General features: G+C 73.0%; 11 protein-coding genes and 1 pseudogene. 7 read left to right on the top strand and 5 right to left on the bottom strand.

All coding sequences use genetic code 11. The features are described from left to right. The first annotated feature begins 165 nt into the window (after positions 1-165). Complete coding sequence (locus tag ACFYOH_RS12095; protein WP_388624236.1) at positions 166-717, top strand: FHA domain-containing protein; 552 nt, start codon at positions 166-168, stop codon at positions 715-717. Between the two features lie 110 nt (positions 718-827). Continuing rightward, complete coding sequence (locus tag ACFYOH_RS12090) at positions 828-1,241, top strand: SSI family serine proteinase inhibitor (protein WP_388624233.1); 414 nt, start codon at positions 828-830, stop codon at positions 1,239-1,241. Between the two features lie 35 nt (positions 1,242-1,276). Here the strand turns inward: ACFYOH_RS12090 and ACFYOH_RS12085 are convergent, their stop codons facing one another. After that, entirely contained in the window at positions 1,277-2,527 is a 1,251-nt protein-coding gene (locus ACFYOH_RS12085; protein ID WP_388624230.1) for a M14 family zinc carboxypeptidase, read from the bottom strand. 138 nt (positions 2,528-2,665) lie between these two features. Continuing rightward, positions 2,666-4,198 (bottom strand): FAD-dependent oxidoreductase, encoded by a 1,533-nt coding sequence (locus ACFYOH_RS12080; RefSeq protein WP_388624227.1) that lies wholly within the window; start codon positions 4,196-4,198, stop codon positions 2,666-2,668. A gap of 111 nt (positions 4,199-4,309) precedes the next feature. Here ACFYOH_RS12080 and ACFYOH_RS12075 point away from each other — a divergent pair, with 111 nt between their 5' ends. Beyond that, complete coding sequence (locus ACFYOH_RS12075) at positions 4,310-5,212, top strand: LysR substrate-binding domain-containing protein (protein ID WP_388624224.1); 903 nt, start codon at positions 4,310-4,312, stop codon at positions 5,210-5,212. Between the two features lie 26 nt (positions 5,213-5,238). Here the strand turns inward: ACFYOH_RS12075 and treY are convergent, their stop codons facing one another. After that, entirely contained in the window at positions 5,239-7,614 is a 2,376-nt protein-coding gene (gene treY, locus ACFYOH_RS12070; protein WP_388624221.1) for a malto-oligosyltrehalose synthase, read from the bottom strand. 177 nt (positions 7,615-7,791) lie between these two features. After that, positions 7,792-9,903 (bottom strand): glycogen debranching protein GlgX, encoded by a 2,112-nt coding sequence (gene glgX, locus ACFYOH_RS12065; RefSeq protein ID WP_388624218.1) that lies wholly within the window; start codon positions 9,901-9,903, stop codon positions 7,792-7,794. A gap of 196 nt (positions 9,904-10,099) precedes the next feature. On the opposite strand from glgX, the pseudogene ACFYOH_RS12060 reads away from it, so the two are divergent. The 4 genes and pseudogenes from ACFYOH_RS12060 (at position 10,100) to ACFYOH_RS12045 (ending at position 14,434) form a co-directional block, all read left to right on the top strand. Next, a pseudogene (locus ACFYOH_RS12060) lies at positions 10,100-10,881 on the top strand (Tat pathway signal sequence domain protein). A 48-nt stretch (positions 10,882-10,929) separates the two neighbouring features. Beyond that, positions 10,930-12,249: a copper amine oxidase gene (locus tag ACFYOH_RS12055; RefSeq protein ID WP_388624215.1), complete on the top strand. Its 1,320-nt coding sequence runs from the start codon at positions 10,930-10,932 to the stop codon at positions 12,247-12,249. A 116-nt stretch (positions 12,250-12,365) separates the two neighbouring features. Continuing rightward, positions 12,366-13,604 carry an SAV2148 family HEPN domain-containing protein gene (locus tag ACFYOH_RS12050; RefSeq protein WP_388624212.1) on the top strand — a complete coding sequence of 413 codons (1,239 nt, stop codon included), beginning with the start codon at positions 12,366-12,368 and terminating at the stop codon, positions 13,602-13,604. A gap of 104 nt (positions 13,605-13,708) precedes the next feature. Then, positions 13,709-14,434, top strand: a complete 726-nt coding sequence (locus tag ACFYOH_RS12045; RefSeq protein WP_388624209.1) for a 3'-5' exonuclease — start codon at positions 13,709-13,711, stop codon at positions 14,432-14,434. 27 nt (positions 14,435-14,461) lie between these two features. Here ACFYOH_RS12045 and ACFYOH_RS12040 read toward each other — a convergent pair whose 3' ends face one another. Next, complete coding sequence (locus ACFYOH_RS12040) at positions 14,462-15,325, bottom strand: phosphotransferase enzyme family protein (protein ID WP_388624207.1); 864 nt, start codon at positions 15,323-15,325, stop codon at positions 14,462-14,464. Positions 15,326-15,524: the final 199 nt, after the last annotated feature.

Here is a 15,524-nt window from a genome sequence, read left to right as displayed (position 1 = left end):
CTCGCCTGCTCACCGTGATGTCCCGAGCTCCCATCGTGCCCGCCGGGACGATCAATCCGCCTTCGAATCCGTCCTTTCCCGGTGGGTGTCGCGGAAGTACCCGCAGATCGGCGTCGATTCCCCGTTTTCTGGACACCCGGGGTTCACTGCCCGACAATCACCTGCGTGACGTCGTCCTTCGAGTTCTCCACGTACCCCGCGCGGCTGTCCGACGCGGAGCGCGACAAGGCGCTGCAGGTGCTGCGTGACGGCGTCGCCATGGGCCGGCTCTCCCACGACACGTTCGTGCGCCGCATGGAGCTGGCGCTGGCCGCCCGCCGCGCCGACGAACTGGCCGCCCTCGTCGCCGACCTGCCCCGGGAGAACCGCTTCTCCCGCGCGGTCCTCGGCACCGTCGAGGCCGTCTCCGGGTTCACCGTACGGCTGCGCCGGGCCTGGCAGGCCGAGCGGTTGCCCAAGCTGCTGCTGCCGCACCCGGCGCGCACCCATCCGCTGCGCATCGGCCGCGACCCGGCCAACGGGCTGCGCCTGAACCACGACACCGTCTCCCGCGTGCACGCCGAGCTCACCCGGCAGGGCGGCGTGTGGGTCCTGAGGGACCTCGGCTCCACCAACGGCACCACCGTCAACGGCCGCCGGGTGATCGGCGCGGTCGTCGTCAGCGAGGGCGACCAGGTCGCCTTCGGCAGGATGGCGTTCCGGCTCGCCGCGAGCTGAGCGGCGCCGGCCGGTCCCGTTCGAACGGATGCTCCCGGCACGGGCGCGTGGGGTCCCGATCGGGTGAGCCGGGCTGGGGAACGCGCGCCGGCGTGCCGATGCAAGGGGGCATGACGTACTTCACCAGAGCGACAGCGGCGGCCGGCGTCCTGCTGGCGGCCGCCGGGCTCCTCGCCGCGGGCCCGGCCCACGCGGCGTCCCGCGATCTCGTCCCCGGCAACTGGCTCCACCTCACCGTCACCAAGGGTGAGGCGAGTTCGGGCGGCGCCCGGGGCACCCTGCTGCTGTGCGACCCGCCCCTGGGTCAACGGCACGCGGCCGAGGCCTGCGCCGAACTCGCCGCCGCCGACGGAGACATCGGCCGCGTCCCGCCCAAGAGAGTCTTCTGCCCGATGATCTACGCCCCGGTGACCGCCCACGCGAGCGGCCGCTGGAACGGCCGGCCGGTCCACTTCCGGCAGACGTACGCCAACACGTGCGTCATGAAGGCGCGGACCGGCGCGGTGTTCGCCCTGGACGGCTGACCGCCGATCAGGTGGGCGGTGGGGGCCCAGCCGGCTCACACCGCCCGCTCCCGGGCCTGCTGCGCCGCCACCAGCACCGTCCGGGACTGGTGCTCCACCTGGTGCTCCAACGGCACCCAGCGGGCCCGGAAACGGGCCGCGAAGGCGTCGCACCAGTCGGCGACGAGCTGCTCCAGCCGCGGCGCCGCCAGGTCGTCCGTCTCCCGCAGCACCCGCAGCAGCATCGCCGCCGCGCGCAGCGGCAGCCGCCGCCCGAAGGCGTCCACACTGCCGACGTACGCCATCGTCGTGGCGGCCGGCGGGGTGTGGGTCCAGTCCTCGGCCAGACCCGGGATCAGCTCCAGCGCCCAGCGCGACGCCCGCAGCAGCGGGCCGTCCGCGCCGTCGAGGCGGGGCAGCGCATCGGCGAGGATCCGCTCCACCTCCAGCGAGTCCCGCAGCAGCCGCTGCGCCAGGCGCCGCATCGCCGCCGCCGGAGCCGGGTGCGGCGCCGGATCGTCCACCAGGTCGCTCGCCCACATCGGCACCTCCACCACGGCCGTCAGACCGCCGTAGCGGTGCGCGTGGTACCAGGTGCTGTGCCGGGCGTCGTCCGGCATGCTCGGATAGGCCACGCCCGCCTCCGGGCCGGGCATGACATGCACCCCGGGGCCGGAGGCCGGCCAGCCGGCGGCGTCCGAGGCGCCCGTCTCCACCGGGATGTGCAGCTGCGCCGCGGACTTGGCGAACGGCTCCGCGAGCCCCGGCACGTCCCTGGTCAGCTGCACCCAGCTGCCGCCCAGGTCCGTGCCGTGCAGGGTCACCTGGAGGTAGGGCCGCAGCTCGTCGATCACCCCGGTCAGCGTCCGGGTCTCGGGCGGCAGCCGGTCCGGGGGCAGCACGGACGGCGACCACTCCGGCTGCTCGGCGCCCGTCGGCCGGTAGAAGCCGAGGTGGTAGTCGAGCAGGCTGCGCGGCGCCGGCGTCACGTGCAGGCTCGCGCCGTCCGGATCCGCACACAGCAGGAAGTGCCAGGACGTGTTCGTCCGCAAATCCCGCTCGGCCAGTACGCGTTCGGCCAGCACCCGCAGGGTGGAGCCCCCGGTCGGCTCGTTGGCGTGGGCGCCGGCGACCACCAGCACCGCCTGCCGGGCGTGCCCCACCGACAGCAGGTGCAGGGGTCTTCCCGCGCGCGAGACGCCCACCCGCCTGAGCGAGCACAGCCCAGGTTCCTGAGCGGCCAACGCCTTCGCGGAGGCGATCAGTTCGGGAACGCTGGGGTAGCGCAGCTCCGGCAGAAGACTCACCCCCGACTTGTTCCGCCCGGCTTCGCCCTCCAAGTCCCGCACGAGAAGGGTGAACTGTCAAGTATTCGGCGGGGGAGGCTCCCGGGGGCGCCCGGGCGGGATCCCGGGGGCGCGGCGGGTGCGGTGCGTGCCGTGCGTTCACTGCTGATGCAGGCCGCGTCCCGCGAGCGTCAGGAACACCTCGCCCACCGCCTCCGACAGCGTCGGATGCGCGTGCACATGCCGGGCCACGTCCGCGGGCTCGGCGTCCCAGCCGACGACCAGCTGGCTCTCGGCGATCATCTCCGACACGTTCGGGCCGACCAGGTGCACGCCGAGCACCGGCCCGCCGGCCTCGGCGACGACCTTCACCATGCCGCCCTGGCCGTGCACCATGCCCTTGGCCACCGCCGTCAGCGGCATCGTGTTCACCTCGACCGCACGCCCACGCGCGCGTGCCTCCGTCTCGCTCAGCCCCACCGAGGCGGTCTGCGGCGAGGAGTACGTCACCCGGGGCACGGCCGCGTAGTCCACCGCGGCCGACGGCAGGCCCGCCAGGGTCTCGGCGACCAGCATGCCCTCCGCGAACGAGGCGTGGGCGAGGCCCAGGGAGGGCGGCGGCAGCAGGTCCCCGACGACATGGATCCCCGGCACGGCCGTCTCCAGCCGGTTCCAGTCCGCCGGTACGACGAATCCCCGCTCGTCCGTCGTGAGGCCGGCCGCGGCCAGGTCCAGGCCCTCGGTGACCGGCGCCCGGCCGACGGCCACGAGCAGCCGCTCCGCCTCCACCGCGCGTGTCTCGCCCCGCCCGGTGCGCACACGCGCGCGTACGCCGTTCTCCAGCACCTCCGCGTCCAGCAGCCGCGCGCCGGCCTGCACATCGATCCCGCGCTTCTTCAGCCCGCGCGTCAGATGCCGGCTCACATCGGCGTCCTCCAGCGGAACGATCCGGTCCGCGGCCTCGATCAGGGTGACCTCCGCGCCCATCGACCGATGGAAGGAGGCGTACTCCACACCGATCGCGCCCCCGCCCAGCACCAGCACGGACGCCGGCAGCCCCGGCGCGAACAGCGCGTCGTCGCTGGTCACCGCCCGCCGCCCGTCCGGTTGGAGCCCCGGGAGCGTGCGCGGTCGCGAACCGGTCGCGAGCACGATGCCCCGGCGCGTCCCGAAGTCGTGAACGCCCGGCGCGGATTGCGGCTGTACGCCAGGCGCGGGATCGGTGAGCGGGCGTGTGGCAGAGGCGTGCGCGCCCGGCGCGTACATGCTCTGCGTCCCCAGCGCGGAATCCGCGCGCACGCCCTCCACGTGCACCGTGCGCGCCCCCGTCAGCCGTGCGCTGCCCCGCACCACCCGCACTCCCGCGTGCGCCAGATGCGCCTCGACCCCCTTGTGGTTGCGCGCCACGATGTCGTCCCGCGTGGCCACCAGCGCCGCCCAGTCGACCGAGTCCAGCGTGGCCTTCACGCCCCACCGCTCGCGTGCCTCGGCGATGCCGTCGACCAGTTCGGCGGCGTGCAGCATCGCCTTGCTCGGGATGCAGCCCCGGTGCAGACAGGTTCCGCCGACCTTGTCGCGTTCGACGAGGACCACGTCAAGACCTAGCGCGGCGGCGCGCAGGGCGGTGCTGTAACCGCCCGTGCCGCCGCCGATGACGATGACGTCCGCTGTGTTCGTGACCTGTGTGCTCATGCCCCGTGTGCTCATGCCCCCACCCTCCGCTTGCCCTTTGCCATGAGTCCAAGGCAATGTTCTTGTGGAAGCCATGCAGGATGCTTATGAGGAGCGGGGGAGGGCGCGGAGTTGAGCCTGCGGCAGATGGAGTACTTCGTGACGGTCGTCCAGGAGGCGTCCTTCACCCGCGCGGCGGACGCCCTGCACGTCACCCAGCCCGCGCTCTCGCACCAGATCAAGGCCCTGGAGAAGTCGGTCGGCGGCGCCCTGCTGGAGCGCATGGCCCGCGGTGTGCGCCTCACCCCGATGGGGCGGGCCTTCCTGCCGCACGCCGAACTCGCCGTCCGCAGCGCCGCGCAGGCCCGCCGCGCGGCCCGCGCCACCGCCGGCGCCGAGGGCGGCGAACTGCACGTCGCCACCCTGCACTCCCTCGCCGTCGGCGTCCTGCCCGATGTCTTCGCCCGCTGGCGCACGGACCATCCCCGGGTCCTGCTGCGGCTGCACGAGTACGCCACCGCCGAGGCGCTGGAGGAGGCCGTCCTGCGCGGCACCGCCGACCTCGCCTTCGGCCCGGAGCCCGCCGACCCGCCGGGCACCGTCGTACCGGTCGGGGAGGAGGAGCTCGTCCTGGTGGTCCCGTTCGACGACCGGCTCGCGGGTCGTACGACGGTGACGCTGCCCGAGCTCGCCGACCGCGCCTGGGTCCGCTGTGCGCTGGAACCCGTCGTCCACGGCGAGCGCTTCCTCGACTGGGCGTGCGGGAAGGCCGGGTTCCGGCCGCGGACCGCCGTGTGGACCGAGCACACCTCGACGGCCGTACGCATGGCCGCCGCCGGGGTCGGCGTGTGCGCCGCGTCCGCCGACGTCGTGCGCGGGGCCGTGGGCGAGGACTGTGTGATCCTCACCCCCGACCCGGCCTGGAAGCGCCCCCTGACCGTCTACGCGCGCGTGCCGCCCACCGGCGCCGCCGAGGCCTTCACGGACCTCCTGCGCGCCACCTGGGCCGCCCCGGGAGCCCCTCCGGTCCGTTGAGGCTCCTCAGCGTTCCGCCCTGCCGCTCACTCCTCGGCGACCCGCTCCAGCAACGCCACCGGCAACCGGTCGAAAAGGTCCGCCACGCGCGCGTCGCCGGTGAACTCCCGCTCCGGGGCCAGCACGTCCGCCCACCGTCCGGGCGGCAGTGCCAGCCGGGTCTCCCGCCAGCCGCCCGCCTCCGCGAGCCGCAGCGACAGCCGGGTCACCGCCGTCACCACCTCGCCGGAGCGCGCGAACGCCACACAGTGCCCGGCCGCCGGGCCCTCGGCGGTCAGCGGATCGTACGAGGCCGCCGCGCCGAAGGCGCCGGGACGGCGGGCGCGCAGCCGCAGCGCCGCCGCCGTCAGGGCGTCCTTCTCGCCGGGCACCTCGGGCGGGAACGCCACCGGACGCCGGTTGTCCGGGTCCACCAGAGCCCGGTACTCGCCCTCCGTGCCCTGGTACACGTCCGGCACCCCGGGCATCGTCAGATGGACCAGGGCGGTGCCGAGCACATTGGCCCGGATGTGCGGCTCCAGCGCCTTGCGGAAGGCCGCCACGCGCTCGCCCGGCGGCCCGCACGGCCCGGCCGCGACGAACGAGGCCACCGCCTCCTCGTACGGCGGCTCCTGCTCCGTCCAGCTGGTGTACATCCCCGCCTCGCGCACATGCTTCAGCAGCGCCTGCTGCACCCGCTCCTCCTCGGCGGGCCCCAGCCCGAACACCGTCTGCCAGGCCGCCCAGGCCAGCTGGCCGTCCGGGACGCCCACGCCCTCCTCGGGCCGGTTCACCTCGGCCAGCAGCTCCGCCCACCGGCCGGGGCACTCGGTGAGCACGGCCAGCGCCGCGCGTACGTCGGCGCTGCGCTTGGTGTCGTGCGTGGAGACCACCGTGCCGGTGGCCGGCCAGTCGCGCTGCACGCGCGCGCAGTACGCGTGGAAGTCCTCCGGGGACACCCCCGGCCGGCCCGGATCGCCGCCCACCTCGGTCGCCGACAGCAGCGGCACATAGCGGTAGAACGCCGTGTCCTCCACCGACTTGGCGCGCAGCGCCGACGCGGTCTGCGCGAACCGGGTGCGGAACTCCACCCGGTCGGCGTGGTCCGGCGCCGACGGGTCACCGGGGGGCTCGACCAGCAGCCGGCGCACGATGCCGACGGCCTCCGCCTCCTCGGGCACCACGAACGCGAGCCGGGCTTCCTCGGCGGCGTCCTCGGTTACGACGGCGGCCGCGTCACCGGAGGCGTACGGCCGGTACACCCGCATCCGCACCAGCAGCTCCTCCACGGCCGTGCGCAGCGCCCAGGGAGCCCGGTCGCGCAGGCCGAGATCCGGCGAGGACGCGCACAGCCGGGTGGCCACCCGGGTGAGCCGGTCGGCCTCGGTGGCCAGCTCGTGCGTGAGCACCTTGTAGGCGGCCCGCCGTGCCGTCGCCTCCCAGTTGCCGCCCCGGTCCGTCTGCGGCGCCGCGAACGCCCGGTAGCGGCCCAGCAGTTCGTACGCCCCCGTCTGGTCGGTGAACAGGCCGTCGACCTGGCGCAGGGCGTCGTAGCCGGTGGTGCCCGCGACGGGCCAGGACGCCGGCAGCCGTTCGCCTTCGGCGAGGATCTTCTCCACCACGGTCCAGCGCCCGCCGGTCGCCTCGTGCAGCCGCGCGAGGTAGGCGTCGGGATCGGCGAGCCCGTCGGGGTGGTCGACGCGCAGCCCGTCGAGCACGCCCTCGTGCAGCAGCTGGAGGATCTTGGCGTGGGTGGCCTGGAACACCTCCGGGTCCTCCACGCGCAGCCCGATCAGCTCCGAGATGCTGAAGAACCGCCGGTAGTTCAGCTCGGTGCGGGCCAGCCGCCACCACACCGGGCGGTACCACTGGGCGTCCAGCAGCTCCGGCAGCGGCAGGCCGTGGGTGCCCTCGCGCAGCGGGAAGGCGTGCTCGTGGTAGCGCAGCACGTCGCCGTCCACCACGAGGTGCTCCAGCTGCGAGCCGACCGGACCGCCGAGCACCGGCAGCAGCAGCCGTCCGTCCTGCGCCTCCCAGTCGATGTCGAACCACCGGGCGTACGGCGAGTCGGGGCCCTCGCGCAGCACCTCCCACAGGGCGTGGTTGTGCCGGGGCACCACGGCCATGTGGTTCGGCACGATGTCGGCCACCAGGCCCAGACCGTGCTGCCGCGCGGTCCGCGCCAGCGACCGCAGACCCTCCTCACCGCCCAGTTCCTCGCGTACGCGCGCGTGGTCCACCACGTCGTAGCCGTGCAGCGAGCCGGGCACGGCCTCCAGGACGGGGGACAGATGCAGATGCGAGACGCCGAGCGACGCCAGGTACGGTACGGCCGCCGCGGCGGCGGCGAACGGGAACGCGGGCTGGAGCTGCAGCCGGTAGGTGGCGGTGGGCACCTCCGGTGCGAGTCGCGCAGAAGTCATGGAAACCTACGTACCCAGCCCGCCGCCTTTCGTGTCATCGGCCCCCGAACGGACCCATGCTCGCCCCGAACGGCTCATGCTCGCCCCTTCAGGCCGACGCGGCGAAAACGTCCTCCACGCACGCGTACCGGACAGGCAGCCCCGCCGACGGGGGCTGCCGCCGCGCGCGGACCCCGGCTACGTCGGCCGCTGCAGCACCGTCAGGCTGCGGTCGGGCAGGGTGAGCCGGTCGCCCGCGCCGACCTTCGGCCCGGATCCCGGTGGCACCCCGTCCGGACGGGCCGTGTCGACGATGACCTGCCACTGCCTGCCGTGGTTGACCGGCACCAGGAAGTCCAGCGGCCCCGGGGAGGCGTTGAACATCAGCAGGAAGGAGTCGTCGGTGATGCGCTCCCCGCGCGGGCCGGGCTCGGAGATCGCGTTGCCGTTCAGGAACACCGACAGCGCGGACGCCCGCGCCGAGTCCCAGTCCCGCTGGGTCATCTCCGCGCCCTCCGGAGTGAACCAGGCGATGTCGGACAGCTCGTCGTGGGTGCCCTCCACCGGGCGGCCGTGGAAGAAACGGCGCCTGCGGAAGGCCGGGTGGTCGCGGCGCAGCCACACCATCGCGCGCGTGAACTCCAGCAGGTCGCTCTCCGGCTCCTCCGGCCAGTGCACCCACGACAGCTCGCTGTCCTGGCAGTAGGCGTTGTTGTTGCCCTGCTGGGTGCGGGCGAACTCGTCGCCGTGGCTGATCATCGGCACGCCCTGGGACAGCATCAGGGTGGCGATGAAGTTCCGCATCTGCCGGGCGCGCAGCGCGAGCACGTCCGGGTCGTCGGTCTCACCCTCCGCCCCGCAGTTCCAGGACCGGTTGTGGCTCTCGCCGTCCCTGTTGTCCTCGCCGTTGGCCGCGTTGTGCTTGTCGTTGTACGAGACCAGGTCGTGCAGCGTGAAGCCGTCGTGGCAGGTCACGAAATTGATCGAGGCCAGCGGCCGGCGTCCGTCGTCCTGGTACAGATCGGACGATCCGGTCAGCCGGGACGCGAACTCCGCCAGCGCCCGCGGCTCGCCCCGCCACAGGTCCCGCACGGTGTCCCGGTACTTGCCGTTCCACTCGGTCCACAGCGGCGGGAAGTTGCCCACCTGGTAGCCGCCCTCACCCACGTCCCAGGGCTCCGCGATCAGCTTCACCTGCGAGACCACCGGGTCCTGCTGCACCAGGTCGAAGAACGACGACAGCCGGTCCACCTCGTGGAACTGCCGGGCCAGGGTCGCCGCGAGGTCGAAGCGGAACCCGTCGACGTGCATCTCGGTGACCCAGTACCGCAGCGAGTCCATGATCAGCTGGAGCACGTGCGGGGACCGCATGAGCAGCGAGTTCCCGGTGCCCGTGGTGTCCATGTAGTAGCGGGGGTCTTCGGTGAGGCGGTAGTACTGCCGGTTGTCGATGCCCTTGAAGGACAGCGTCGGGCCCAGATGGTTGCCCTCGGCGGTGTGGTTGTAGACGACGTCCAGGATGACCTCGATCCCGGCCTCGTGCAGCGCCCGGACCGCCGACTTGAACTCCAGCACCTGCTGGCCGCGGTCGCCCCAGGAGGCGTACGCGTTGTGCGGGGCGAAGAAGCCGATGGTGTTGTAGCCCCAGTAGTTGCTCAGTCCCATGTCGACCAGCCGGTGGTCGTGCACGAACTGGTGGACCGGCATCAGCTCCAGGGCCGTCACCCCGAGCTTGGTCAGGTGCTCGATCAGCGCCGGATGCGCCAGCGCCGCGTACGTGCCGCGCAGCTCCTCCGGCAGTCCGGGATGACGCATGCTCAGGCCCTTGACATGGGCCTCGTAGATCACCGTGTGGTGGTACTCGGTGCGCGGTGGCCGGTCGTCGCCCCAGTCGAAGTAGGGGTTGATCACCACCGAGGCCATGGTGTGCGGGGCCGAGTCCAGGTCGTTGCGGCTGTCCGGAGCGCCGAAGTGGTAGCCGTACACCTCCTCGCCCCACCGGACCGTCCCGCTGACCGCCTTCGCGTACGGGTCGAGCAGCAGCTTCGCGGAGTTGCAGCGCAGTCCGCGCCCGGGGTCGTACGGGCCGTGCACCCGGAACCCGTACCGCTGCCCCGGCATCACGCCCGGCACGTACGCGTGCCGCACGAACGCGTCGGTCTCGCGGAGTTCCACCGCCGTCTCCGAGCCGTCGTCGTGCAGCAGACACAGCTCTACTCGGTCCGCGGCCTCCGTGAAGACCGCGAAGTTGGTTCCGGCGCCGTCATAGGTGGCGCCGAGCGGATACGCCTGTCCAGGCCAGACCTGCATGGCTATGACTCTCCCAGGTGTGCCGCCGCCCCGGGGCCGCGTTTGCGCCCGAGTCGCCCCGAATCGACGGAACCTCACGTGTCTTGCGTCCCTCTTACCCACCGACCGGCGCACACGGCGGCTCTCCTACCGGCCGTGTGCCGAACCAGTGGGGCAACACGTACTCCCGGAGCACCGCGGGGAGCAGGGGGACAATGTGCGTGAGACAGTGCATCGCCATCTGGGCAAGTTGGTGGCGGGAGTGGCCCTCGCGACGGTGGGGACCGCCGCGATGGTCGCCATCACCCTGCCGGGCACGGCGGGGGCCGACACCCCGGCGGGCGCGCGAGGCGCCGGTGCGCGGTCCGGCCCGGGGTCGTCGAACAGGCGCCCCCCGAGCGCGGCAGGGGCACCGGCCGGGATCCGCTCACCGACGACGAGATCCGGCGGGCCGGGAAGGCAGCCCTGAACCAGCAGCTGCTGACCACGGGCGAGAACGTCGACGGCGGCCGCGGACCGCAGCGCCTGAGCGTCGACCTCGCCGAACCCGAGCCCGGCGAGGCGGACGACCCGCACGCGCCGCGACGGGCCGACATCGCCTTCTACGACTACAGGAACGACACCCTCGTCACCAGGACCGTCGACCTGGACACCGGCAAGGTCGAGCGGGCCGGCACCCAGCGCGGCGTCCAGCCGCCGCCGAGCCGGGACGAGAACACCGAGGCAGCCCGGCTTCTGATCGCCTCCCCGCTCGGCGCGGGTCTGAAGGCGGACTACAGGGACGCCACCGGCAAGCAGCTCACCTCCCCGGACCAGTTGCTGCTGAGCGGCGGCATCTACCGGGCCGCTCCCGGCGCCCGGCCGGCGGTCCTCGGCCAGTGCGGTCTGCACCGGTGCGTCCGGCTGTTCACCATGGTCAGGAACGGCCCGTGGATCGACACCAGGTCTCTGGTGATCGACCTGAGTGCGCGCAAGGTCGCGGCCCTCGACCGCGGCTGACCGCACGTTTCCCCAGACCTGTATCTCCTGACAGGGAGCCATTTCGTCATGCCCGAGTACGGAACCCGCCGGGCCCGCGGAGCCGCGGCCGTCGGTCTGACCGTGGCCGCGCTGGCCGCCGGCGCGACGACCGCCGCCGGACCGGCCGCCGCCCGGCCGGCAACGGCCGCCGCCGCGCCCGCCGCCGACTGCAGCCCCGCCTATCGGATCGAGCAGAAGCTCTCCGGCGGCACGACCTGGCGCATGTGCTGGCACTACGACAGCAAGGCCGGTCTCGTCCTGGAGGACATCAGCTACCAGCCCAAGGGCGAACCGAAGCCCATCAAGGTCCTGAACAGCGCCCGACTCGCCCAGATCCATGTCCCCTACGACGACGGCAAGAACGAGTACAGCGACCTGACGGACGAGGACTTCGCCCAGTCGCTGCAGAACCTGTCGCCCGCCGAATGCCCCGGCGGCACCATCAAGACCGTCCAGGTCCCCGACGCCGTGGACCCCCAGCACCCCGACGTCAAGGGACTGTGCACGACCACCCGTGCCCGCGGCCACGCCTACCGCATGCACGACTTCGGCACCGACAAGGTCCACCAGGCCCAGGGCCAGGACTTCCTCGTCTACACAGACAACCAGGTCGGCTGGTACGAGTACATCACCGAGTGGCGCTTCCAGGACGACGGCCTGATCGCCATGAACGTCGGCGCGACGGGCAGCCTCTCCTGGGACGACTACGACTCCGGCGACGGACGCGGCTGGCCCATCGGCAAGGGCGCCAGGGCCTATGCCACCAGCCACAGCCACAACGTCTTCTGGCGGCTGGACTTCGGCCTCGATGGCTCGTCGAAGACGAAGGTCGAGCAGTACGACTCGACAGTCAGCCCGCGCACCGGCGGACAGCAGGGCCCCACCACGAGGACCGCGCGCACCGAGGTGGGCAGGGAGCTCGCCGGCGACCTGAAGGACTACCGCTGGTGGCGGGTGGTCAGCGCGACCGGCAAGAACAAGGACGGGCACGCACGTTCGTACGAGATCGTCCCCGGACCCACCACCAAATACCCCGGCCGCGGCTTCACCGGGCACGACCTCTACGTCACCGAGTACAACCCCTGCGAACTGTTCGCCAGCAACAACCCGAAGTTCGACCGCGGGCACCCCGCATCCGTCGACCGATGGGTCGGCGGACAGACCCTGACCCACCCGGTGATCTGGATGAATGTCGGTTTTCACCACATCGCGCGGGACGAGGACCAGCAGCCCATGCCGGTGCACTGGCAGGGCTTCGCCATCGCCCCCCGGGACGAGACCGCTATGAATCCGCTCACTCCGGGTGACCTGGCATGGCAGAACGGTCATTGGGAACCGCGCAGTTGACGAGAACAACCGGGAAACCGACCTGTCCATCCGGCTGCACCGCCCACCCCTCGCGGAGTACCCTTCCTTGATCGTTGAGACGGGAAAGGCCCGGGGGATCGGAAGGCGGTGCGCGGGTGGGCTCGGGAGGCCTGGAGCTGCCCCCTGGTGACGAGGGTCACGAGGGGAACTCCACAGACGTCCCGCCCGGCGCGGTGTCCCTGGCCCGCCCGATGGACGCGGGGTCCATCGGGCCGGAGCTGGACTGGGACGCCGACGCCTGGCGCGAGGTGCGCACCCGCGCCCAGCGGGCCGGCCGGGCCTACATCTGGCTGAACCTCGTCGAGCAGCGGCTGCGCGCGGTCGTGGCCGCCGTACTGCGGCCCATCTACGAACCCGTCCACGGGGACGACTGGGTGGTCGCCGCGGCCGGCCCGGCCGGGCAGGAATGGGTGCAGCGCGCGGTCGCCGTCCGTGAGGTCAGCCGTCGAAAGGGCTACTTGCTCGACCCGGCCGACGACAATGTGCTCAGCTTCCTCACCCTTCCCCAGCTGCGCGAACTGATGGTGCAGCACTGGCCGTGCTTCGAGCCGTACTTCGACGAGCGCCGCGACCTCGAACTCGCCCTGGACGAGCTGGAGGTGACCCGCAATGTCGTCTCCCGCAACCGGGCGCTGTCCGAGGCGGTCCTGAGCCAGGCCGAGCGCGCCTCCGCGCGGCTGCTGGAGACGCTCGGCGCGGGCGGTGACGTCCCCTCGGCGCGCCGGCTGCCCGTGGACGCGGTCGAGGACCTGGTCGGCGACCGGTACGCGGATGTCGTCGCGGTCCACCCCGACCGGGTGCGGCTGATGCGCCAGTTTCCCGCCGAGGACCTGTTCGGCGGCGCCCGCCGGCTCGACGCCATCGGCATCGGCCTGAACCTGCTCGTGCAGAACTTCTCCGGCCGCCGTCTGGTCCGGCTCGCCGAGACCGGCTGCCGGGTACGGCTGCTCTTCCTCAACCCCGCCTCCAGCTCGGTCAAGCGCCGCGAGCGCGAACTCGGGATGAAACGGGGTGAACTGAGCCGGTCCGTCGAGATGAACATCCTGCACATGCGCCGGGTCCGCGCCCGGCTGCGCGACCCGGGTGCCTTCGAGATCCAGGTCTACGACGAGACGCCGCGCTTCACCGCCTACCTGGTGGACGCCGACGGCGCCGACGGCATCGGCGTGGTGCAGTCCTATCTGCGAGGCGCGCGGGGGATGGAGTCGCCGGTACTGGTGCTGCGCAACGGCGGCAAGCTGGTCAAGTCGGACGACGTGGGTGAAGCGGGTCTCTTCCCGACATACCGCGAGGAGTTCGAGCTCGCCTGGGCGGATTCGCGCCCCGTGTCCTGAACTGTCCGCCGGCGCAAGCGGAACGCGATCCCCTGATTGTCAGTGCCGCGTGCGAGGGTGGAGGCCACTGGGGGAAAGCACCACCAAGAAGGGGGGGGCCGCCCATGGGCTGGCACCGGGAGCTGCTGATCGGCTTCGACCTGGAGACGACCGGGACCGATCCGCGGGAGGCGCGCATCGTCACCGGCGCGGTGATCGAGGTCAGGGCCGGTGAGCCCATGGGACGCCGGGAATGGCTGGCCGATCCGGGCGTGGAGATCCCGGCGGACGCGGTGGCGGTGCACGGCATCAGCAACGAGCGGGCGACGGCCGAGGGCCGTCCGGCCGACCAGGTGGCCGACTCCATCGCCGACGTCCTGGTGGGGTACTGGAAGGCGGGCGTCCCGGTCGTCGCCTACAACGCCGCGTTCGACCTCACCCTGCTCTCCGCCGAGCTGCGCCGCCACGCCCTGCCGTCCCTGGCCGACCGCCTGGGCGGCGCCGCCCCCGCCCCGGTCGTCGACCCCTACACCATCGACCGCTGGGTCGACCGCTACCGCCGTGGCAAACGGAACCTGGAAGCGGTCTGCGCCGAGTACGGCATAGTCCTCGACGCGGCCCACACGGCCCCGGCCGACGCCCTCGCCGCCGCGCGCCTCGCGTCCGCGATAGCCGACCGCCATCCGAAGATCGCGTCCCTGGCTCCGGCCGACCTGCACCAGCGGCAGATCGAGTGGTATGCGGAGTGGGCGGCGGACTTCCAGGCGTTCCTGCGCCGCAAGGGGGAGGCGGGGGCGGTGGTGGACGGGGCGTGGCCGCTGCGGGAGCTGACCCAGAGCCAGCCCGCTTAGCCCGCCCCTCAGGGGCGCGAAACAGCCTCAGAACGGGTACCAGCGCACCGTCTCGTCCCCATCTCGCAACGACCCCACCCGCCGCCGGAACTCAGCCAGTGCCTTCGGATTGCTCGGCGCATGCTGGGCCACCCAGGCACAACTGGCCGTCTCCCGGGCCCCGCGCAGCATCCCGCACCCGTCCCACTCCCGCACGTCCCACCCGTACGCCTCGGTGAACGAGTCGTAGGCCTCGGCGGGCAGCCCGTACCGGTCGCGGGAGAGGGCCATGACCACCAGGTCGTGCTCGCGCAGGTCGGCGGAGAAGGTCTCCAGGTCGACCAGGACCGGCCCGTCCGGGCCGATGTGCACATTGCGGGGCAGCGCGTCCCCGTGGATCGGCCCCGGCGGCAGATGGGGCGTCAGCGCGGCCGCGGCCGTCGCGAACCCGTCCCGGCGCGCGCGGAGACAGGCGGCGTCCTCGGGGTCGATCGCGTCGCCCGCGAGCCGCAGCCAGCGCTCCACACCGCCCAGCAGTTCGCGGGGCGGCAGAGCGAAGGGTGGAGAGGGAAGTGCGTGCACCATCCGCAGCAGCCTCGCGAGGTCCCGCGGCTCGGCGGGCCGTACGGGGTCGGGCAGCCGGTGCCACACCGTCACCGGGTGGCCCTCGACCAGCCGCGGCTTCGGCTCGGCCGCCCGTACCGCCGGCACGCCGGCCTCGGCCAGCCAGCCGGCGATGTCCAGCTCGCGCCGGGCCCGGTCGAGCAGCTCGGCGTCGCGGCCCACCTTCACCACCAGATCACCGGCGGCGAACACCGCGTTCTCCCCGAGGGCGAGGAGAGCCGCGTCCCGGGCGCGGCCCGGCAGCACTCCCGCCGCGGCCAGTACGTCCCGTGCCCGTGCCTCGTCCATCGTGCCTCCGTGCCCCACTGTCGTCCCGTGCCTTGAGCGGACCCGGCCGCCGCCGTGCGGGTGCCGGACGCATGCCGGTGCCGGGCGGGTCGCTCCGGCCAGTCTCGCATTCGCCCAGGTCGGCCGACCGCGACCCGTCACCGCCCGGGCTCCCGCCGGCCCTGGATGCGGCACCTGAGGCGCGGGGACCCGATCGAGG

Origin of the sequence: Streptomyces sp. NPDC007856, assembly GCF_042868225.1 — a bacterium.
In the GTDB taxonomy this organism is placed as follows: domain Bacteria; phylum Actinomycetota; class Actinomycetes; order Streptomycetales; family Streptomycetaceae; genus Streptomyces.
The sequence above is the reverse complement of the archived record's forward strand: the minus strand, read 5'-3'. Positions and strand labels throughout refer to the sequence as shown.

What these genes read in the sequence shown, in the direction of transcription:
- ACFYOH_RS12090 (WP_388624233.1), top strand. Translation starts at nt 828, where the DNA reads ATGACGTACTTCACCAGAGCGACAGCGGCGGCCGGCGTCCTGCTGGCG.
- treY (WP_388624221.1), bottom strand. Translation starts at nt 7,614, where the DNA reads ATGACTTCTGCGCGACTCGCACCGGAGGTGCCCACCGCCACCTACCGG.
- ACFYOH_RS12080 (WP_388624227.1), bottom strand. Translation starts at nt 4,198, where the DNA reads ATGAGCACACAGGTCACGAACACAGCGGACGTCATCGTCATCGGCGGC.
- ACFYOH_RS12040 (WP_388624207.1), bottom strand. Translation starts at nt 15,325, where the DNA reads ATGGACGAGGCACGGGCACGGGACGTACTGGCCGCGGCGGGAGTGCTG.
- glgX (WP_388624218.1), bottom strand. Translation starts at nt 9,903, where the DNA reads ATGCAGGTCTGGCCTGGACAGGCGTATCCGCTCGGCGCCACCTATGAC.
- ACFYOH_RS12045 (WP_388624209.1), top strand. Translation starts at nt 13,709, where the DNA reads ATGGGCTGGCACCGGGAGCTGCTGATCGGCTTCGACCTGGAGACGACC.
- ACFYOH_RS12055 (WP_388624215.1), top strand. Translation starts at nt 10,930, where the DNA reads ATGCCCGAGTACGGAACCCGCCGGGCCCGCGGAGCCGCGGCCGTCGGT.